The following is a 20,979-nucleotide window of genomic DNA, read 5'->3' as shown; positions in this document are numbered from 1 at the left end:
AAACTATGCCGTTGTCTGAGGACGAAATAGCCAATTTTAAACAAAGACTTCTAGAAATGAAATATAAATTATCTCATACCCTAGAAGGGAATGCTCAAGAAGTCAAAAAACCTAACGAAGCTACTGGATATTCTCAACATCAAGCTGATCAGGGTACCGATACTTTTGATAGAACTATCAGTTTAGAGGTGACGACTAAAGAATACGAATTATTAAGACAAATTAATCGAGCTCTGGAAAAAATCGAGGAGTCTTCTTACGGGATCTGTGATGTAAGCGGAGAAGAAATCCCTCTAGCTCGTTTAATGGCGATTCCTTATGCTACAATGACGGTCAAAGCTCAATCACAATTCGAGAAAGGCTTACTTTATGGAAACTAACCCCAATGTCTAGTCGCTCCCGATCTACCTTCCTTACTATTTCATTTTTCGTCCTTATTGATTGGGTCACTAAACTAGCTGTTTTGCTGTATCGAGGAAATCTGCCTGAAGCTAGCCCCATACTATACCAATGTAGTTGGGGTAAGCTATTTTTCTGCATTTGTCCCACCTTTAATGAAGGCGCGGCCTTCGGATTATTTTCAAAATATAAATATTTCTTATTCGTTATACGTATAGCAATTATTTTAGGTATTCTTGCCTTTCTTTTTCTAAGAAAGAAAAGAACCTCCCCTTCAATCCGCTTCTCCCTGATTCTCCTTTGTTCCGGAGCTATTGGCAACGTTGGAGACATCCTATTTTACAGGCATGTAGTGGATTTTATTTCTATCGGTTACAAACGTTGGTCCTTTCCAACATTTAATTTTGCCGATATTTTTATCTCTTTAGGAACTTTAATCTTCGTATATAAGCTTTATTTTCCTACTAAACAAAAGATGAAATAGGGATAATAGTTTCCCCATCGTCTTGATGAACAACTGTTTAAATATTTTAATTATTAAAAAAAGTTTTTACCATGAACACAGTCTTGTCTTTACTAGCAGCCTTCGATGACTTCTTCTGGTCATACGTGGCTTTTCTCATGATTATTTTTCTGGGGCTAAGCTTTTCATGGAAATCTGGTTTTTCTCAATTCACCAAGTTTCCTCAATTCTGCAGGCTTTTCTACCAGTATTCGCAGGAGTCTTCCAATAAAAAGGGGAAGGACAGCGAAAGAGGTGTTCATCCATTGAAGGTATTTTTTGCTTCAGCAAGCGGAAATATCGGTATTGGTAATGTTGTAGGCATTGTTACTGCTGCGTGCATTGGTGGTCCCGGAGCCCTATTCTGGGTTTGGATCGCAGGAATTTTTGGTTCTATTGTGAAATACTCCGAAGTGTACTTAGGGATTAAATTCCGCAAAGTAGATAATGATGGTGTTTATCAAGGCGGGCCGATGTACTTCCTAGATAAAGCTTATGGAACCAAACTCATACCTATTATTGTAGCTGTACTACTTTGTATCTACGGCGTGGAAATTTATCAGTTTTCTGTTATTGCCGACACGATTTCTCATTGCTGGAGCATTCCAAAATTGTTCACCATTTTTGGCTTGCTATTTTTAATTCTCTACGCAGTTCAAGGAGGATTACAACGTATTGGAAAAATCTGTGCTTTCGTGCTTCCATTTTTCCTTACCGTGTATTGCGCACTATCTCTATACATACTTGTAAAAGAGTTCCACCAACTTCCTTCCCTATTTTCTGCTGTATTCTCATCAGCATTTACAGGACACGGAGCTATTGGCGGATTTGCCGGCTGTACTTTAGCAACTACAATTCACCAAGGTATCTCTAGAGCGGCTTATTCTGGAGATATTGGTATTGGCTTTGACTCTATTATTCAAAGTGAAAGTTCTGCAAAACGTCCAGAAACACAAGCTCAGTTAAGTATCATAGGACTCGCTATAGATAATCTTATCTGTACTCTAAGCTTACTTATGGTGCTTGCATCAGGATCATGGTCTCTAGGCCTTGACAACGCTTCTCAAGCTGTTGAACATGCTCTAGCAACGTACTTCCCTCTTGTGAAGATCTTACTCCCCACATTCTTCTTTGTGACAGGTTATACAACAATTATTTCGTATTTCCTCGTAGGAAAAAAATGTGCAAAGTTTCTTTACGGAAACGCTGGATCAAAGATCTATACTCTATACGGAGCTGCTATATTACCAGCATTTTGCTTCTTATCGCAAAATACAGCTCTATTGATAATGTCTGTATCCGGAGCTCTTCTCCTATGCTTTAACCTGTTCGGGGTCTTCCTAATGAGAAAAGAGGTGGAATTCCCAACATCCGATAAAGCGATTGAGCTTCACTCATCAGCAGAATAGGAATTTCAAGGGGTTCATTTCCTTTTGAATCCCATCTTATTTATTATCAAGCACATATCCCCAACATCTGTTGGGGATTTTCTTTTCTACGCTTCTAACTTACTTATTAAAAAGTATTTTCTTTAATTTTTTTTAAAATAAACCGAAAATAAGAAGTGAAATTAATTAATAAAAATAAAAATTGTTTTATTCACTTTATATGAATACTTACCTCACGGGAGCAATAATTGTCTGTTGTGTCTTGCTATCAACGTGCATGGTAACAATGTTCGTTTTGACTATTAGCTTATTACACAGGCTCAATAAGATAGTTAAAAATGTCAGTAAAATTACGACAATTTTAAATTTTGAAGCTAAGATCCTAGCTCCTTTATTATTAGGGAAAAAGCTAATTTTCGGTTGGTTGCGCAAACGTAATAAGCGTTTACCTAAAGATATTGAAGATTTCCTCTGTGAGGAAAGTAAGAGCAGTTGGATCGGAAAAATCTGTCGAGGAGCGAAGTGGACTGCTGCAGCTCTACTCGTTTGGTGTGTATTTCGCAAAAAAGATTAATCTGTCGTAGGGGGAAAAAGAAGGTATGTTTAGAAATCACAAGCCCAATAAAAAAACTTGCAAACGTTGGCGTTGGCTCAGAGGTGTACTATTCGGAGGATTTATAGCTACATTGCTTACTTGTTTATTCACTCCAAAAAGTGGTGTGCAGTTGAGGAAAAAACTTTCTAGAGTAAAAACCTCAGGAACGAAAAAAGGCAAAACTTTATTCAAACACTCTAAACAACACACGAAAGCTTTTGCTCAACAAACAAAAATGCTAGCGAAAAACATATCTAAAGAAATCAAAGATTTCACAAAAGCAATGATCGATGAAACTAAAGATTAATTTCGTCTAATTATTCCCTCTATGGCCTCTAAAGAGAAAGATATATATCGTCTTTAGAGGTATGCCTCAACATAGTTAAAGAAAAATAGAATAGACTTTAACTATTCCATTCTTATTAACATACGCTTAGATCAATTTTTTATTTCCATGTATTTATTTTATCTTTCTATGTAAGTTAGATCTCTTACTCTAGACCGTGAAACGACTAGGATTCTGAAACATGAAGCAGATGTTTTTTTGGAAATTCGTACTTCTTTCTTCACTAGTACCATTAGCCTACACTTCTCATTTATCAGGAACGGAGATTGTTCTCCCTTTATCGGGAATGCATACAGGTGAAGACCTTGAATTATTCACCATGTTAACTACATCCCCTCAAGGAACCAATTACACCTTACGAGGTGAGTTTACTCTTAAGGATTTTCTTGGTTACAGTATCCATAAATCGGGAGGAGCATTTCGCAATTTAGAAGGAAATCTTACATTTACAGGTAGCACTCCCCTAGCGACATTAAATTTCACTAATTTACAACTAGGTGGTCAGGGAGCGGGTGTATTTTCTAAATCTTTTCTTACTTTTGAAAATTTAAAAGCAGTCAATGTGGAAAACAATCAAAGCACTGGAGGAGTTCTTACCTCTAGACAGGATATGTTCTTCACTAGAAATACAAATCTACTTTTTCAAAATAATGTAAGCCGTGGCCCAGGAGGTGCGATTCTTCTTACAGGAGCGCAACCAAATCGCATGATATTTAGTGAGCAACGTGGCTTAATTTCTTTTATTAAGAATCGTGCAGAAGTTGTAAAAAATATTACGAATTCAGGTAATGGCGGGGCTATCAGTAGCGAAGTTGCTGGATCTTCTATCTTATTTGATGGGAATCAGGAAATTCTCTTCCAAGAAAATCATGCTAAATCTGGTGGTGGAATCTATAACGCCCAAGGAACTGTTGAGTTCACTAAGAATAAAAATACCATTACCTTCATAGAAAATAGAGCTTTAGAATCCGGAGGTGCTATTTATACGAATCTCTGTAGTATAAATAAGCAATCTGCTCCGATATCTTTCTGCAAAAATAGCGCTCGCAACCTGGGTGGTGCCGTCTATTCTCAACAGATAATTATTAAAAACAATGATGAGTCTATTTTCTTTAGTGAAAATCACGCAGAAGGTGGTGGAGCTATAGCCTCAACAAGCTGCAATCTTACAGCTTCCCAACCAATTATCTTCTCTGAAAATTCATCCGGAAATTTAGGAGGAGGTGCAATTTATTTAAGTGGGCCGCAACCCAAACTACATTTGCATGCACAAAATGCAGATATTGTATTTAACGGAAACATCACAAAGATCTCTACCAAGCACTCTTCAATCACAAATAACAATGCGATTACAATCAAAGGTGCTCCTGAAGCTATCCGGCTCATAGCTAATGAGAACCAATCGATTATTTTCTATGATCCGATTCTTGCAACATCCCAGAGTGTAAATCCTGTAGATATTAACTCTGTTGATAATATTTTCCATTGTGGATCTGTTATCTTTTCAGGAGAAAAACTTGCGATAGATCGCCAAGATAAAAGTAATAAAACTTCTATCTTTAACCAACCTGTATATCTAAATAATGGAACTCTTTCTATTACAAGCGGTGCCATTCTTGCTGTTCAAGAATTTAAGCAATTAGGTGGGACATTAAATCTTAGCCCAGGATCCATGCTAACAAGCTACAATAGCTTAGGAAAAGATCTAATCATTTCTAATATTAGCTTTGGTTTAGACGCCACTCATTCTCATCTGCCTGCTGAAATACGCGCTTCAGGAAATTCAGGCATCCGACTTTCAGGATCTCCGCAAATTCATGATCCCGATAACATCTTCTATGATAATCATGATTTAGCATCTCAGCCATACCAGATGGAAATCATTTTCAAGTCTGATAAAAATATCAATACTGATGGATTTATTCCCGAAGAGATTGCTGTCCAACAAAACGCCTACGGCTATCAAGGCGTATGGAAATTTAATTGGTCTGGTGAAGATTCCAAACGACATAAAACATTAAAAGCTTTATGGATCCCCACGGGAACATTCATTTTGAACCCTGAGAAAGAAGGTTATCTAGTTCCATCTTCTACATGGACAACATTTACAGGCATGCGCTCTGCCAACGATGCTATCCTTGATAACTACTTAAACAACAATATGCTCATGCCTATAAAGCATATTTGTATTTTTGGTGGTATCGTCTCTAGTGTTATGGAACAAAATGGCGAGAACTATAATAACTTTTCGACAACACAAGCTGGTCATAATCTAGGAATTAAGCTTCCTTTTTCACCAAATACTGTTGTGTGTGCCACATTCACACAACTTCATGGATCTAGCTCTCAGGATAATATTCCAGGGAAAAGCCATTCGCATATGCTATTGGGAACAATAGCAGCTTTTAAAAACTGGCGTGCTTTATCCTTTAGATCTTCTGTAAGCTATGCTGAAGAATCTCATGTTATGAAACATCGGTTCTCGAAAAAAGACATTACCCGAGGCTCTTGGAAAAACCAAGGATTCCGAAGTAGTGTTGGCTTATCTTACGCCTATCCAAAGGGAATTCGTTGTCTTAAAATCACTCCATTTGTAGATCTTGAGTATACCGTAATTAATCAAAACCCTTTCATAGAAACAGGATACGATCCGCGATATTTCGCTTCTTCACATTTGAGTAATCTTGCTCTTCCTACAGGAGTTTCTTTGGAAATGCGCTTCTTTGGAGCAAAATATTCTCTTTTCACCCAATTTAGCATGGCTTATATCAAAGACTTACTTAGAGAGAATCCTGTAACAACTGCTTCATTAATCCTCAATCAGCATTCTTGGAAAGTCGGAAGCGTCTTTATAGGACAAGAAGCTATGAACCTAAAGTTCCGCACTACATTCAAATATAGACTAGCTACCGCTTACTTAGGAATTTCAACAATACAACGTGAAGGTAACAATCTCTCCGGAGATGCTTTTGGTGGTTTATCCTTAAGTTTCTAATTTTTCCTTGACTAGGAACTTTGTTAATGATTATGGATAACATTCGTCAAGATATTATAGATGCGCTCTTGTCTCCCTAAAGCTCATCTTTAATATCTTGATCTTTCTTACCCTCTTTTATTATCCCTTGCCTAATTTGCCTTTCTGATTTATCTAACACATATCTAGTCAGTGAATGTTCGCAGTAGGTTTTTGTTCTATGAAGTGGCTATCAGCTACAGCTGTTTTTGCTGCCGTGCTCCCCTCGATTACAGTATTTGGTGAACCCCTTTCGAAAGAATTAAACTCCAGTTATAGAGGATCAGGATCGAGCATTTCAGATTCTCATTCGAATAACTTCACGCAACAAACACAAGATGAAAGCGGAACAACTTACATAGTTTCTGGGAATGTCTCATTTACAACATTCACAAACATTCCCGAGCCTAAGCCAACTCCACCTGCAGAACCAGAGCCAGCACCTGCACCAAGTGATCAAGGTTCCTCAAGCAGCAGCTCAAGTAGTAGTAGCTCATCACAGCCAGCAACAGGCCAAGTTAGTACTGTTGTTCAACCTCGTGAAAAGCTTTATCAATCTATTCTGCAAAGTTTAAACTCTTCATCATTTGCTCCTTTCTCGAGATTACATCAGGGAAATTTTGATCTTAGCAACCTCACATCTGAGAAATCTTTTTCGCTAAGCTTTCCGCGAGCTGCTGCTGCAGTGACTGCAGATAAATCTACCTCTACTCCTACCCCAAAAGGAGGCGGAGCCTTTTACAATGATAAAGGCGGTCCTTTATCGTTTATTACCTACGCGGGAAATCCAGGATCTATCTCCTGTTCTCTAATCAAAATGACAGGAAAAGGAGGAGCGATATACTCCAAAGGTCCTATATCTTTTGATGGATTAGAAAATGTTACCTTCAAGGATAACCTATCCCAAGAATCCGGCGGTGCTCTATTTACAGATTCTACACTGACCATTAGGAATATCCTTAATACTATTGAATTCACAAATAACGCTGCACGCGTTCCTGTTCCTCTCATTCCTCTTCAACCATCCACGCCTCCAGCAGTTCCTGGAGCTGGAGGTGTTGTAGTTCCTAGCGGCTCATACGATACCTATCCTTTCCCCAGATATATCTCCCAAACAGGAAGTGCTGATGCGGGTTCTCAAACACCTGCTCTCCCTACATATAAGACAGAAACAGCAGGAAACGGTGGTGCTGCCTTTGCTAAAGGGGCAATTGTCATCTCTACTTACAAAGATATGACCTTCAGAAGTAACTCTGCAGAATTCCCTCCTATTATCGATTTGATCAAAGAACAAATCGAAGCAAGTAAAAAAGCAAAAGCTGCAGCTCCTAAAGTTTCTAATATCCTGTCTTCAGATGCTGCTGCTTCACCAGTTCCCGCTGCAGAACCTGTTATCAAAGGGTCCGGAGGAGCTATCTTTGGTTTGGATACCATTACTATCAGTGATGGTTCTGAAGACACCCTGTTCATATTAAATACTGCTACAGGAGCTGGAGGAGCTATCTATGGAGATAAAACGATCTCGATTAGTAAGGTTGCTAATTTAAAATTCCAAAGCAACTCTGCGGATACTCGCGGAGGAGCAATTTATTCTAAAGGGAATCTTACAATACAAGATTCCTCTATCCTTACCCAGTTTAATGGAAATAACGGGAAAACTGGTGGTGGAGGTATCTACTGTTTAGGAGATGTCACCCTTACAAACCTTTCTCAAGCACGTTTTGGCGCCAACAAAGCAGGAAATTACGATCTTACTATCACTGTACCAAGCAAAGAAAAACCTGCTGCTTCTGCTGTATCTTCCGCTTCTCAATCACCACCAGCTCCTGTGCCTATCGTCCCTCCTTTAGGGAAAGGTGGAGGTATCTATGTTGAGAAAAACCTTAGTGTATCTAAGATTGCTTCAACTTTAGAATTCTTAAATAACCAAGCTACAGATCATGGTGGAGGCGCCTACGTTAAAGGTACTCTAACATGTACAAATTCTCACAGAATACAATTCACCACAAACACCTCAAAAAAATCTGGTGGTGGTCTGTATTGTGAAAGCGACGTGACATTTACAAACCTTACGGGGAAAACTCTCTTTCAAGGTAACGTTGCCACCGAAGACGGTGGGGGCATCTGCTTAGCTACAAACAAATCTCTAACCTTATCGAATTTAGAGAGCTTTTGTCTGATAAACAACACTTCCAGCAAAAGTGGTGGTGGAGCGAATATCCCTAAAGAACTTATTTTTACATTCCCTAATCCTAATTCAGACTCTTCCCCTACAACACCACCTGCTGTGGTTCCTGTATTTGGAAGTGCTGTTATTACTGGAAACAAAGCTACAGAGCACGGTGGTGGTGTTTACACAACAAAGGCTTCCTTCACTAGTCTTGAGTTAATTGATATTGGTCAAAACGCTGCTAAAAACGGTGCCGGTCTTTGTACACAAACTATACCTGCAGCAGGTGCTGTTGCGGTTGTGGCTGTAGATGGACAACCTGCTCCAGAAGATTTAGACTTTAAAGTTGACTACGTTATTACAACAAACGTTACAAAAAATGCTGCTGTAGAAAGTGGTGGCGGTGTTTATGGTAAAAAAGGAAAAATCTCTCGTCTTGATCATTTAAATATCACAGGAAATTCCGCAGGAAAATCTGGCGGTGGTCTCTATTTTACAGAGGTATTGACTCTTGAAGGTATTGAAGTTTCAAAGATCTCAGAGAATACTGCAAAAGAAGCTGGTGGAGCAATCTATGCCAAAGCACTTACCTGCACTAACCTTCCTGAAGGATTAACTGTAAGTAATAACAAAGTAGAGACTACCTCAACAACTACATCAGATCCAAATGCTGCTAGTGTTCCTACAGCGATTACTGGCGGAGCAATCTATGCAGAAACACTCGTCTTAGAAAAATTAATAGGAAATTGCACATTTTCCGGAAACCAAGCTATTGATAAGAATAACGTAGCGGCAACCAGCAATTCTCCTTTAGAACCAAATATTCAAGGTGGAGCGATTTATGCTAAAAACACCTTCACCCTACAAAATAGCACCGGAAATTTAACATTCTCGGGAAATTCTGTAACAACTAAAAAATCTACAACAACAGGACAGGTAGCCGGTGGAGCTATTTACTCCCCAATCGTTAAAATTGAAAACTGCTCTCAAGCTATTAATTTTGTTAATAACTCGGCTTTATGCACACCAGCAGAACCCCCTACAAATCCTGCTAATGGGGTTACACCAAAGGAAACCTTTGGTGGAGCTATTGCAGGAACCACTAGCGTTACATTTACGGGCAACCAAGCACTATTTTTCAAAGGCAACTCTGCAGATAATGGCTCGGCAATCGGCTGTAAAAATAATGGTTCAAACGGTACGGTAACATTCACTGATTCCGTGTACTGTTCCTTTGAGGAGAATATAGCTAAAAATCGTGGAGCAATCTACGCAGCTACCCTATCTATCCCAAAAGGATATATGAACTTTTCCAATAACAGTTCAGCAAATGACGGTAGTGCAATTTATTTCACAACAAAGGCAGATATTACAGCTGCTTCGTCAATGTTATTTCTCAATAACAAAGTAACATTAGAACAAACTCCAGCACCTGGAGTTGGAGCTCAGCAAGGACAAGCCCAAGTTAAAAATCTAGGCGCGGCGATCTACGGGGAAGGGACAAATAACGCAGATGCAGTATTAAACCTTACGGCTTTAGGCGGTAGTATCACATTTAAAAATAACCAGTGCCTGCCTACAGCAAACAAAGCTGCTACTTCTTCTTTCTGTAGTATAACAGGGAAAGTTAAACTCACGCTAAATGCTGCAGAAAATCAATCGATTAACTTCTATGATGCTGTCAATACTAAAACAGTTAAGACTGCCAATAATTACGAAACCTTAGATATCAATAAAGCAGTCGAAGGAGATAATCCCCAAAAATATACAGGGACTATACTATTCTCTGGAGAATTTCATGAGCATAAATCCTTCATTCCTCAAAAGACTGTCTTAAATGACGGGACATTAATACTAGGGAAAAATACAGAGTTAAATGTTATTTCCTTTGATCAGAAACCTGGATCTTTACTTGTTATGGGACCAGGTGCGGTACTATCTACCCAAAAACCAACGACAGGTAGCGGAGGAACGACCGGAGGTATAGCGATTAATAACCTCACTATTGATTTCAGTGAGATTCTTGCAGAAGACGGAACAGCCTCTCCCCCTTCTCTACAACTAGGTGTTGAACCAACTCGAGCAGCAGCAGGACCTAGAGGTCATAGAAGCAAGAAAAATTCGCTTCCCGAAGCAAATAAAGCTGCACCTAATGTAACTCAGGAAAAAATTTACCTAACAGGAACTCTTACCCTTATCGATCCCTCAGGAGCCTTTTACCAAAATCCCTACTTAGGCGAAGATCGACAAATCGAGTTATTAAAACTCCCTGCAGAGGCTAATAAGGTAGACATTTCGGACTTAACTTTAGCAGGAGATACGAAACCTCAAAAAGGTTATATCGGCACCTGGACATTAGGTACAGCAGATCAAAATGGTAAGCTACAAGCTAACTGGAAGTTTGAAGAATATCGTCGATGGATCTACATTCCTCGTGATAATTACTTCTATGTTAACTCTATTCTCGGTTCTCAAAACTCCCTGATTGCTGTAAAGCAAGGTATCGTCAACAACATGCTTAACAATGCACGTTTCGATGACGCTGCTTACAATAATCTTTGGTTATGCGGTATAGGATCGTTCTTACAAAAAGAACAAGGAGAAGAGGCTAGATCCTTCTCTTATCATAGCCGTGGCTATTCACTTGCTATAGATGCTAAACCGCGTCCTGAATTTATTCTAGGAGCTTCATTTAGCCAGGTCTTTGGACACGCTAAATCCGAAAAAACTGTTGAAAATTACAAGCATAAAGGTTCTGACCACTCCTTCCAAGGAACTCTATATGCCGGTAGAGCCTTCTATTTGCCTCATAGACAAACGAAAGCCCCTCGGCCTATACTTCTTCAGGGTGTAGTGACTTATGGCTATATGAAGCACGATACAACCACCTACTACCCATCCATTCAAGAGCGTAATCTTGGAAATTGGGAAGATCTTGGTTGGCTGTTTGATGTTCGTATGATTATTGATTTAAAAGAGCCTTCAAACAACTCCACAACAAGATTCTCCTTCTACTCAGAAGCAGAATATACAGGAGTACGTCAAAAACAATTTACAGAACTTGACTACGACCCTAGGACATTTGACTCTTTTGCTTATAGAAATCTTGCAACTCCTTTAGGTTTTATTTTCGAAGGAGCTTTGATACAATACGACATCCTAATGTACAACAAGCTCTCTCTTGCTTATGTACCCGTTATCTATAGAAATAAACCGCAATGTACCTACAGAGTTGACTCCACAGGACAAACCGGTGAAGTTTCTGGTGTAATTCCTACAAGGAATGCAGGAAGAATAGAGTATAGCTCGCAAGTATATCTAGGTCCATATTGGACACTCTATGGCACCTATACCGTAGATGCTGGGATGTCTTCATTGGTACAAATGGCCAACTGCGGCGCACGTATGATCTTTTAAAAGTAGAAGCTAAGAAATTCATATATTTGATAATTTGTTTTGTAATTGTAGAACCTCACGGATTCTCAATTACAAAACAAAAGACGGAACAGAAATACGTTCCAAAGAATATAATCTAGATATCTCTATTGCTCATAATAACGACGCATTCTATCAAAGTCCGCAGCATATAATTCATCAAGAAGATAAGCCTTGAATAATCCTGGACCTTCACAGCGTTCACGAGCAAGCATTCCACAAAGAGTAAAATATTCTACGCCTAATCGCGTAGCTTCAAAAGAATCATCTATCACCGATCTAAATGCAGCAAGTACTCCGGTTAAAGAACAGCCCATTCCCGTAACACGAGACATTAACGGGTCTCCAAGCTCTACAGTTGCGCTACGATTCCCATCAGTGATGAAATCTACAGCACCGGTAACAGCAACAGCACAACCACATAAACATTCGTTAGCTAAAGCAATTGCCATGTCTTTAGCATCATGGGTAGTATTCACAGAGTCCACACCGCGTGTTTTTGTAGGGACATCTCCGAAAGAGAGAATTTCACTAGCATTTCCCCGAACAATCGTAGCGTGGGTAAGTAAATGATGAGAAACTTCCGTCCTAATTTTTGTAGCTCCTGAACCTGCAGGATCGAAAATTACAGGCTTATTTTGTCTTAAAGCAATATCTACCGCTCTGTAAGATCTTTGGATAAACAGGTGATCTAGAGTTCCAATATTAAGATAAACAACGGAACTTAATCCTATTAACTCTTCCAGCTCTAAATCAGACACGCTCATAATAGGCGAAGCTCCGATAGCTAGAAAGCAATTCGCAAGAAAATCCATAGAAACGTAATTCGTAATATTCAAAACTACGGGTTTTTCCTTTCTTAAGCGCTGTAAGGCTTCATTCATTCGTTCTAACATCTAAGTCCCCTATCAACAATTTCTCTTAGTGTTTTTGTTACTAAACTTGGATTCTGCGCAGAATGAAATACTCCAATGGCAGCAATACCTGCAGCACCAGATTCCACTACTTCAGCAGCATTACTTTCATCGATGCCACCAATAGCAACTATAGGGTGTTCGCATAGAGAAACAGCCTGCTCTAAACCAGAAAATCCCCAAAGATTGGTAGCATCAGGTTTGCTCTGAGTTGCAAACATCGCGCTTAACCCCAAATAATCAATCGGTAAAGTATTGGCATTGAGAAGCTGATCAAGCGTATTTACATTCCACCCTATAATCTTATCAGGACCTAGAAGCTCTCTAGCCTCTATAACATCTCCGTCGGTTTGCCCTAAATGAACGCCCGAAGCGTCCAAATCTAAACATACAGATACGCTATCACTGATAATTAAAGGAATTTCCAAAGGATCTAGGATCGACTTTAACGCTTCTCCAAAACTTAAAATCTCCCTATGTGAAAGTTCCTTCTCACGAAGTTGAACAGAAGTCACTCCAGATTGTACACAAACAGCTACAAAATCAAGATATTCCTCTATTGAGATGTTCTGTCTATTGGTGATTAGAATAAGTTTGAAAAAGTCTTCTTCCAAAGGTTTCCTCCCTACATATGCACACGTTTACGCAAGAGAGAAGAGGTTAAAATATCCCTAAAGAAAACCCTTAAGAACAGAAATGAACGCAACTCCCTTCGCAAGTATTAACTCGAGCAGGTTCTAAGAACTTTTTTCGTCTAAACAGCAAAGATTCACACGTTTAGAGGTTCTAGAGAATTAAAAAATCAGGACAGGTTAAAACAAATATCCTTGATATACAAGAATAAAAAATACAAAAGGATATTTCTCAACTTTTATTTTCAATTAACAGATTGATGGGGTTAGGAAAAATAGACTGCTAGAAATTGACGGAGAGAGAGGGATTCGAACCCTCGGTACGCGTTAACGCACACACGCTTTCCAAGCGTGCTCCTTAAGCCACTCGGACACCTCTCCACTAGCTAAATAAGGATATTCTTTCGAAAAACTTGAACTGAAGATATCTTAATACATCCATTTTTATCAAGATTCGTCTGAATGCAAAGGATTTTTAAAAAATCTACAAAGCTATTTTGAATTCACTCTTTATTAAAATTGCGGGTCAATAGGATAATAGCTGAATTCATCAATCTATTTAGATCATGCGTAGAATATTCATCCTTATTTCGTTCCTCTTTTGTTGCTCACAAACTTTCGGAGACTCTAAAACAGAACAAAAACATGTCCTTGTTAGTATAGTTCCTTATAAGTTCCTAGTTGAACAAATAGCAGAGGGCACTTGTGAGGTATGCTCTATAGTTACTAACAACTATGATCCTCATACCTACGAGTTATCTCCCCGACATATGGAAAAATTCCTTCGTGCGCAACTTTGGTTCCGTATGGGAGAAAACTTCGAAAAGTCTTGTGAGAAAAATGTTTCTTGCCCTCAAGTAGATCTTAATAAAAATGTTCAAGTAATTCCTGGATACACAGGATGCGCTCATCATTTTCATAGTTTTGATACTCATACCTGGTTAAGTCCCAAAAATTTGAAAATACAAGTAGCTACTATCGTAGAGGCCTTATGCTTGTATTTCCCAGAACACACTGCATTATATCAAAGTAATGGAGAAAAATTACTTAAGACTCTTGAAACCCTAGACATAGAAATTCAAGAAATTACCGCCTCCGCTAAGCAACGTCATATTTTAGTCGCGCATGGAGCTTTTGGCTATTTCTGTAGAGATTACAATTTTTCCCAACATGTTGTGGAAAAAAGTAATCATGCTGATCCCTCTCCGAAAGATGTTGTTCGTGCTGCTCAAAGTATTCGTGAGTACGGGATTTCCTCTATGATTTTACTCCGTCATGCAGGCAAGCGCAGTAGTGCTATGCTCGCTGAACGCTTCCATATGGATACGGTAAACTTAGATCCCTATGAAGAAAATGTTATAAATAATCTGAAAACTATAGCAACAACTCTTGCTAATTTATGACAGTACAAATACTCGTTAAGAATCTTTCCTTTCGCTATGGACCAAAAAGCTCTTGGATTATCAATAATGTATCTTTCATGATTCATGAAGGAGATTTTGTCGGTATTATAGGACCTAACGGTGGCGGGAAAACAACTTTAGCTATGCTCATGTTAGGTTTATTAAAACCTACTTTAGGAACTCTAGAAACATTTTCTACATGTAGAAAAGAATCGGAATTAACTATTGGATGGGTTCCTCAACACTTCTCTTACGATTTTTCCTTCCCTATTTCTGTAAAAGAAGTTGTTCTATCAGGAAGGCTTTCTTTTCTCCGCTGGCATGGGAAATATTCCAAATACGATCATGAATCCGCAGAGCAGGCTTTGGAGACCGTAGATCTTTTACACCATAAAGACACCTGCTTTTCCCACCTATCTGGAGGACAAATACAGAGAGTATTACTCGCTAGAGCCCTGGCATCTCATCCTAAATTACTCATCCTTGATGAACCTACAGCAAATATCGATCCTGAAAATCAACAGCGCATCCTACAGATTCTCACAGAGCTTAACTCCCGATGTACAATTCTAATGATCACACATGATTTGCATCATACAACTAGTCACTTCAATAAAGTATTTTATATGAGCAGAACCCTAACAACACTGACCAATACACCAACGATATCTCAAGAGTTTTGCTGTGATTCTTTCGAAAAAAAGGCTGATCTATGATTTCTTTTTTTGATCATATCCTTCCCTCTCTACTCTTTCCTTCTTTACTTGCAGCTTTAGGAGCATCTATTGCTGGGGGAGTTGTAGGAACTTACATCGTAGTCAAACGTATCGTGTCTATCAGTGGAAGCATCTCCCATTCTATTTTAGGAGGAATTGGGCTTACCTTATGGATTCAATATCGACTAAATCTTGAGTTTTCCCCTATGTACGGAGCTATAGTTGGAGCAATAATCCTGGCAATTTGTATTGGAAAAATTCATCTCAAGTATCAAGAAAGAGAAGATGCTCTTATCGCTATGATTTGGTCTGTAGGAATGGCAATTGGGATTATCTTTATCTCCCAGCTTCCCGCCTTTAATTCAGAGCTAGTGAATTTCCTTTTCGGAAATATTCTTTGGGTAACAACTCATGATCTCTATAGCCTGGGAATATTAGATATTGTTGTTCTTACAACTGTAGCACTCTGTCATACAAGATTCCTTGCATTATGTTTCGATGAAAAATACATGATGCTCAGTCGCTACTCTGTACAGACATGGTATTTCCTGTTACTAATTTTAACAGCAATTACCATCGTCATGCTGATTTACATCATGGGTGTTATCTTGATGCTAAGCATGCTCGTTTTGCCTATATCGATCGCTTGTAGATTTTCCTATAGGATGGTCAATATTATGATCGTTTCCGTTCTCTTAAACATTCTATGCTCATTTTCCGGAATTGTCCTTGCCTATGCCCTGGATTTCCCTGCAGGACCGACAATTGCCATTTTGATGGGTATTGCTTACACAGTAAGTCTATTTGTGAAGAGACTGTTCAATAGATCTACACCTTCCCCAGTAAGTCCGGATAACATCACAAACTTTTCGGAAGGAAAGAGTCTTTGAAAATTCTCTAGGCGTTCCTGTCTCTCATCAGGAAGAAGATCATCGATCTTATTTAAAGCGATGATCCTGCCTTTATCAGCAAGATCTTCTTTATAATGTAAAAGTTCATCCATAAGAATACGTAAATCTTCTTCGGGAGAGGACCTCTCACATCCACAAATATCGATAACAAATAATAACAATCTAGTGCGTTCAATATGCCTTAGAAAATCTAATCCCAAACCACGATTTTGATGAGCGCCTTCTATGATTCCGGGAATATCTGCGATAATCCATGGTTTCTGGTACAATCTTTCCTGACAGGGAATTAGCCCTAATACAGGCTGAAGTGTAGTAAATGGATATGCCCCCACTTTAACTTCTGTTTTAGCAAGAGTATTAAATAACGTGGATTTACCAGCATTCGGGAAGCCTACAAGACCAATATCTGCTATGAGTTTTAACTCTAGCTCGACTTCCCGCACTTCTCCAGGTTTTCCTGGAGTAGCTTTTGTAGGAGCACGATTTGTTGATGTCTTGAAGAAAGTATTTCCTTTCCCGCCTTTGCCTCCACGACAAATAACTAAACGTTCTCCATCTTTGGCAAAATCATAAAGAATCTCTCGAGTCTCTACATCACGTAATAACGTTCCTTCAGGAACTACCAAAACCAAATCTTTTCCGTTTCTCCCAGAACGATTATTAGTTGCTCCAGATTGCCCATCTTCAGCTTTTAAAAAGCGTATATTCCTATAGGATTCAAAAGAGTATACATGCGTAGCTGATTCAATAACAATAGATCCACCAACACCGCCATTACCGCCATAAGGACCGCCTTTCGGTAGGTATTTCTCCTTCCTCCAGGCTACGACACCGTTACCGCCTTTCCCAGCACGCAACTCTATAGTAATTTGATCTAAAAACATTGTATACTTATCCCTAAATCGTAAACGCTGTTAAAATAGAAAAGCCCCGTTTTATGCATGAGCAAAAAACAGAGCTTCCTAGATAATTGGTTTTTGAAGAGCCTTTTAAGACCTATTCTGGAAGAACAGAAATATATGTACGATCTGTCTTCTTAGTGACAACAATGCCGTCTATCAAAGCAAATAAAGTATCGTCACGACCTCTACCTACATTTTGTGAAGGATGCCACTTAGTGCCTCTTTGTCTTACAAGAATACTTCCCGTGGAAACTCTTTGTCCTGCGCCTACTTTCATACCGAGACGCTTTGACTCTGAATCGCGACCGTTACGGCTTGCTCCCTGACCTTTCTTATGTGCCATTTCAAAATCCTTTAGTTATCCACCAGTCGATTACATCACTAGATTACTAATTTTTACTCTAAGGTAATTCTGACGGTGACCAGTCTTACGATGATAATTTTTACGTCTTTTGTATTTATAGGCCGTTACTTTTTCTCCACGAACTCGAGAAAGCAACTGACCTTTTACTACAGCATTCTTTACCGTAGGAGTCCCTAAAGAAACTTTAGATCCATCAAAAGTAAACAACACTTGATCGAAAACAACTTCTTGTCCCTCGGAAACGCCGTCTAACAATTCGACGTCAATTACATCCCCTTCAGTAACCTGATATTGCTTGCTTCCGGTCTGAATTATCGCGTAAGACTTCATTAATTCTTTCCTTATGATTCTTTATTCTGTGCTTAGGACTCAATAGATTTGCCAAATACTTTAGCAAACCCTGAAATTATAAAAAAATACAAAGTCCTTGATTTTAGTTTTCCAAGAAAAACTAGACACGTTGAACGTTAACCGAGTATGGCCGGAGCCGGGGTCGAACCGACGACACAAGGATCTTCAATCCTCTGCTCTACCAACTGAGCTATCCAGCCATTTCAGTAGGTTATCATAGGGAAATATTCGCTTTAAAGCAATGATATTTCTAAGAACATAAACTCTAATCAAAGAGTTTACGAAAAAATCAGACCGGAAGATGCATGACTGCGATCTTGAGGATATTCAGGAAGAATTTGCTCTCTTCTATTTCTAGAAAAAATAATTTTAAAAAATAAACAAAGAATTTTTAGCACTAAGGTAACAATCCCTAGACCACAAAATTCCATTAATCCGGTGACTGTATAAACAAGTATTTTTCTTTTACTTTCGCCGCGTAGATTGACAGACCATACGCTGAATAACTTGATTAACCCAATGATTGAACCAATCACAGGAATCACTGCTAAAGCTGAATTTTTCAAAGCCGTAGGATTCGTTAAATCCCAATCATAAGAGATATCCCATATACCTTCATCATCTCTAGGAAATAACATATAACAACTTCTAGGAAATATTTGTCCTACTCTATCGTCAAAATCCTGATTTGTCTCGAATCTAATCTGCATAACTCTAATTAAAATCTGTGTTATAATAAAAAATTATAACATTATTAACCTTTCTATATTAAAAATAAATCACCTTATCTATTTTTATATAAATTAAAAATATATCTTTAAAAGATTAAAATAATATTTTTACAGACTGGTCAACTCTTACATAGAAGAATTTTTATGTATGTATAGGTGCGTGAATTCTGATTATTTTGTATATTTTCTCACGAGATTCTCAACCACGGTAAAATTGAGCCTACGGCGATTTTACATCCCAATTAAAGAGCGACGATCTCAAAATAAGGAATATTAAAACGGTACAATAAATATGAACGCAGAAAATGACTCTCCTTTGCCTAAACCGCAATGGATTTATCGTGTAGGAATCGGGCAAGATAGCCATCGTTTCCTTTCCGAAAGTTCTGCAAAACCCTGCACTTTAGCTGGGGTAATCTTTGAAAATAGTCCTGGTTTCCAAGCAAATTCTGATGGCGATATTGTCTTCCACGCTATTTGCAACGCCATCTCTTCTGTAACTCATAGAATCATATTAGGAGAAGTTGCCGATGAACTTTTCCATACTCGTGGTATTACCGACAGTAGTGTGTATTTATCCGAAGCTATAAAATCCTTAAAATCGAACCAAATGATTTCTCATGTAGCTATTACTATTGAAGGAAATCGTCCTAAATTTCTTCCAAAACTCTCTGCTATGAGACAAAGTATTGCCTCTGCTTTAAATATTCCTCTAGGATCCGTAGGCATTACTGCAACCTCTGGGGAAGGTTTGAGTGATTTTGGCTGTGGTGATGGTGTACAATGTTTTTGCGTACTCACAGTTATGGAGTATTGCAATTAATAGACATCGATAACATAACGACGCTCTTCCTTCAATTGGGAGAGCTTATCTTTCCCCAAAATATCTTCTAGAGTCTTTTTAACTTCACTTCCCAAAACCTTACTTCCACAAACAAAGAAATACGCCCCCCCTTCATATGCTTTTAAGACCGTATCCGCCTCTTTTCTGAGTAGATCTTGTACATAGATCTTCTGATCCCCATCGCGAGAAAAAGCTAAAAAAAGCTGCAACAACTGGTTTTCAATAGCTTGTTTCCAAAAATCTTGATAATAGAAATTCGCCTTCTCAAATCGTTCTCCAAAAAAGAGTAAGTTCGTTCCTGGATCTTTATTGTAAATACGCTGTTGTAAGAAACCTTTATATGGAGCTATTCCGGTTCCTGAGCCGATCATGACAATGGGTTTATTATGAATGTAATCCCCAATGGTAAAATGTTTGGTAGGCTGTACGTATGCATAACAGCTCTCATCTAGCTCTAATTCCTTACATAAAAAGAAAGAACACACTCCATGACGCTGCTCATACTCCCCAGGATAACTTACAAGCCTAACTAGCAGTTCTATTTTTTTTTCCTGAGGATGTGGAGCAGAGGCTATCGAATAAAAGCGAGGTAGTAGAGGTAAGACACTTTGTACAAATAGCTCTATAGGGATACTAGGTTTATATTTCTGTATAGCATCATAAAAATTTATAGAATCTTCTGTATCAGGGAAAAAGGACCTAAGCTTCGCAGGAAGTTTATCTACATTTGCGTAGCATCTTAAGAAGTCATAGAAGGTAACGTGAGAGGATTCTCGAGTCTGTACCAGTTGTTTTGGAGAATAACTTAAACATTCGAGAATCTTCTCAACAACACTTATAGGATTCTTTGGGAATACGCCCAAAGAATCCCCTACCTTATAAGGTAGATTAGAATCTGTTGTACTAAGAAATAATTGATAGACATGGCCTGCATCAAAAGAAGCAATGGTAGAATCGCAACAAGAAATGAGCTCTCGTGAGAGAAGAGAAACCCTCTGAGCCTTAAATTTCTCTACTAAATGCATGGCCGAGTCAATTTAACCTATGCAGCCTTGATCTTAATATCAACTCCTGCTGGAAGAGCTAACATTTTTAGGGCATCTATAGTTTTTCCTGTAGGATCTAAGATATCTATTAAACGCTTATGCGTACGAATTTCAAACTGCTCCCTAGACTTCTTGTCTACGTGAGGAGAACGCAACACAGTGTACACTTCCCTCTTCGTAGGCAAAGGAATAGGACCTGCTACACGAGCGCCTGTTCTTTTAGCAGTCTCAACAATATCTGCGGTTGATCGATCTAGCTGTCCCTGATCGAATCCTTTCAGACGAATACGAATTTTCTGTTTTTGCTGCTTCATATA

At 38.7% G+C, this 20,979-nt stretch carries 19 protein-coding genes and 2 tRNA genes; 11 read left to right on the top strand and 10 right to left on the bottom strand.

Going from position 1 to position 20,979, the window contains the following annotated elements:
* The first annotated feature begins 5 nt into the window (after positions 1-5).
* From H9Q19_RS03515 to H9Q19_RS03485, 7 genes are all read left to right on the top strand, one after another.
* Positions 6-380 (top strand): TraR/DksA family transcriptional regulator, encoded by a 375-nt coding sequence (locus H9Q19_RS03515; RefSeq protein WP_006342889.1) that lies wholly within the window; start codon positions 6-8, stop codon positions 378-380.
* 5 nt (positions 381-385) lie between these two features.
* A complete protein-coding gene (gene lspA / locus H9Q19_RS03510; RefSeq protein ID WP_213240346.1) occupies positions 386-883 on the top strand; it encodes a signal peptidase II in 498 nt (165 codons plus the stop codon).
* A 71-nt stretch (positions 884-954) separates the two neighbouring features.
* Positions 955-2,310, top strand: a complete 1,356-nt coding sequence (locus tag H9Q19_RS03505; protein WP_213240345.1) for an amino acid carrier protein — start codon at positions 955-957, stop codon at positions 2,308-2,310.
* Between the two features lie 199 nt (positions 2,311-2,509).
* On the top strand, positions 2,510-2,863 hold the full coding sequence (locus H9Q19_RS03500) for a hypothetical protein (protein WP_213240343.1): 354 nt from the start codon (positions 2,510-2,512) through the stop codon (positions 2,861-2,863).
* 25 nt (positions 2,864-2,888) lie between these two features.
* Positions 2,889-3,191 (top strand): YtxH domain-containing protein, encoded by a 303-nt coding sequence (locus tag H9Q19_RS03495; RefSeq protein WP_213240341.1) that lies wholly within the window; start codon positions 2,889-2,891, stop codon positions 3,189-3,191.
* 220 nt (positions 3,192-3,411) lie between these two features.
* Entirely contained in the window at positions 3,412-6,225 is a 2,814-nt protein-coding gene (locus H9Q19_RS03490; RefSeq protein ID WP_213240339.1) for a polymorphic outer membrane protein middle domain-containing protein, read from the top strand.
* Between the two features lie 199 nt (positions 6,226-6,424).
* A complete protein-coding gene (locus H9Q19_RS03485; protein ID WP_213240337.1) occupies positions 6,425-11,830 on the top strand; it encodes a polymorphic outer membrane protein middle domain-containing protein in 5,406 nt (1,801 codons plus the stop codon).
* A 125-nt stretch (positions 11,831-11,955) separates the two neighbouring features.
* Here the strand turns inward: H9Q19_RS03485 and thiM are convergent, their stop codons facing one another.
* The 3 genes from thiM to H9Q19_RS03470 form a co-directional block, all read right to left on the bottom strand.
* A complete protein-coding gene (thiM, locus tag H9Q19_RS03480; RefSeq protein WP_213240335.1) occupies positions 11,956-12,744 on the bottom strand; it encodes a hydroxyethylthiazole kinase in 789 nt (262 codons plus the stop codon).
* The gene (gene thiE / locus H9Q19_RS03475; RefSeq protein WP_213240333.1) at positions 12,738-13,376 is read right to left on the bottom strand and encodes a thiamine phosphate synthase; all 639 of its coding nucleotides are present in this window, start codon (positions 13,374-13,376) and stop codon (positions 12,738-12,740) included. Before thiE ends, thiM begins: the two co-directional genes overlap by 7 nt.
* 312 nt (positions 13,377-13,688) lie before the next feature.
* A tRNA-Ser gene (locus H9Q19_RS03470) sits at positions 13,689-13,775 on the bottom strand.
* A gap of 185 nt (positions 13,776-13,960) precedes the next feature.
* Here H9Q19_RS03470 and H9Q19_RS03465 point away from each other — a divergent pair.
* From H9Q19_RS03465 to H9Q19_RS03455, 3 genes are read left to right on the top strand one after another with little or no spacing between them, the layout of a single operon-like run.
* The gene (locus tag H9Q19_RS03465; protein WP_213240330.1) at positions 13,961-14,797 is read left to right on the top strand and encodes a metal ABC transporter solute-binding protein, Zn/Mn family; all 837 of its coding nucleotides are present in this window, start codon (positions 13,961-13,963) and stop codon (positions 14,795-14,797) included.
* Complete coding sequence (locus tag H9Q19_RS03460) at positions 14,794-15,513, top strand: metal ABC transporter ATP-binding protein (protein ID WP_213240328.1); 720 nt, start codon at positions 14,794-14,796, stop codon at positions 15,511-15,513. The genes H9Q19_RS03465 and H9Q19_RS03460 overlap by 4 nt, the downstream gene beginning before the upstream one ends.
* Positions 15,510-16,403, top strand: a complete 894-nt coding sequence (locus H9Q19_RS03455; RefSeq protein WP_213240326.1) for a metal ABC transporter permease — start codon at positions 15,510-15,512, stop codon at positions 16,401-16,403. The genes H9Q19_RS03460 and H9Q19_RS03455 overlap by 4 nt, the downstream gene beginning before the upstream one ends.
* On the opposite strand, the gene obgE is transcribed toward H9Q19_RS03455, so the two are convergent.
* The 5 genes from obgE to H9Q19_RS03430 form a co-directional block, all read right to left on the bottom strand.
* Complete coding sequence (obgE, locus tag H9Q19_RS03450; protein ID WP_213240324.1) at positions 16,301-17,308, bottom strand: GTPase ObgE; 1,008 nt, start codon at positions 17,306-17,308, stop codon at positions 16,301-16,303. The two genes, H9Q19_RS03455 and obgE, sit on opposite strands and share 103 nt — an antisense overlap.
* A gap of 112 nt (positions 17,309-17,420) precedes the next feature.
* A complete protein-coding gene (gene rpmA / locus H9Q19_RS03445; protein ID WP_117273882.1) occupies positions 17,421-17,669 on the bottom strand; it encodes a 50S ribosomal protein L27 in 249 nt (82 codons plus the stop codon).
* A gap of 30 nt (positions 17,670-17,699) precedes the next feature.
* On the bottom strand, positions 17,700-18,020 hold the full coding sequence (rplU, locus tag H9Q19_RS03440) for a 50S ribosomal protein L21 (protein ID WP_213240322.1): 321 nt from the start codon (positions 18,018-18,020) through the stop codon (positions 17,700-17,702).
* Positions 18,021-18,168: 148 nt separating this feature from the next.
* A tRNA-Phe gene (locus H9Q19_RS03435) sits at positions 18,169-18,241 on the bottom strand.
* A gap of 78 nt (positions 18,242-18,319) precedes the next feature.
* Complete coding sequence (locus tag H9Q19_RS03430; RefSeq protein ID WP_213240320.1) at positions 18,320-18,751, bottom strand: hypothetical protein; 432 nt, start codon at positions 18,749-18,751, stop codon at positions 18,320-18,322.
* Between the two features lie 313 nt (positions 18,752-19,064).
* Here H9Q19_RS03430 and ispF point away from each other — a divergent pair, with 313 nt between their 5' ends.
* A complete protein-coding gene (gene ispF / locus H9Q19_RS03425) occupies positions 19,065-19,595 on the top strand; it encodes a 2-C-methyl-D-erythritol 2,4-cyclodiphosphate synthase (RefSeq protein ID WP_213240318.1) in 531 nt (176 codons plus the stop codon).
* Here ispF and H9Q19_RS03420 read toward each other — a convergent pair.
* Entirely contained in the window at positions 19,592-20,641 is a 1,050-nt protein-coding gene (locus H9Q19_RS03420) for a ferredoxin reductase domain-containing protein (RefSeq protein WP_213240316.1), read from the bottom strand. The two genes, ispF and H9Q19_RS03420, sit on opposite strands and share 4 nt — an antisense overlap.
* 17 nt (positions 20,642-20,658) lie before the next feature.
* Complete coding sequence (gene rpsJ / locus H9Q19_RS03415; protein ID WP_006342871.1) at positions 20,659-20,976, bottom strand: 30S ribosomal protein S10; 318 nt, start codon at positions 20,974-20,976, stop codon at positions 20,659-20,661.
* Positions 20,977-20,979: the final 3 nt, after the last annotated feature.

This window comes from Chlamydia crocodili (assembly GCF_018343815.1).
Taxonomy (GTDB): domain Bacteria; phylum Chlamydiota; class Chlamydiia; order Chlamydiales; family Chlamydiaceae; genus Chlamydia; species Chlamydia crocodili.
This window is presented reverse-complemented; position numbering and strand designations above follow the sequence as displayed.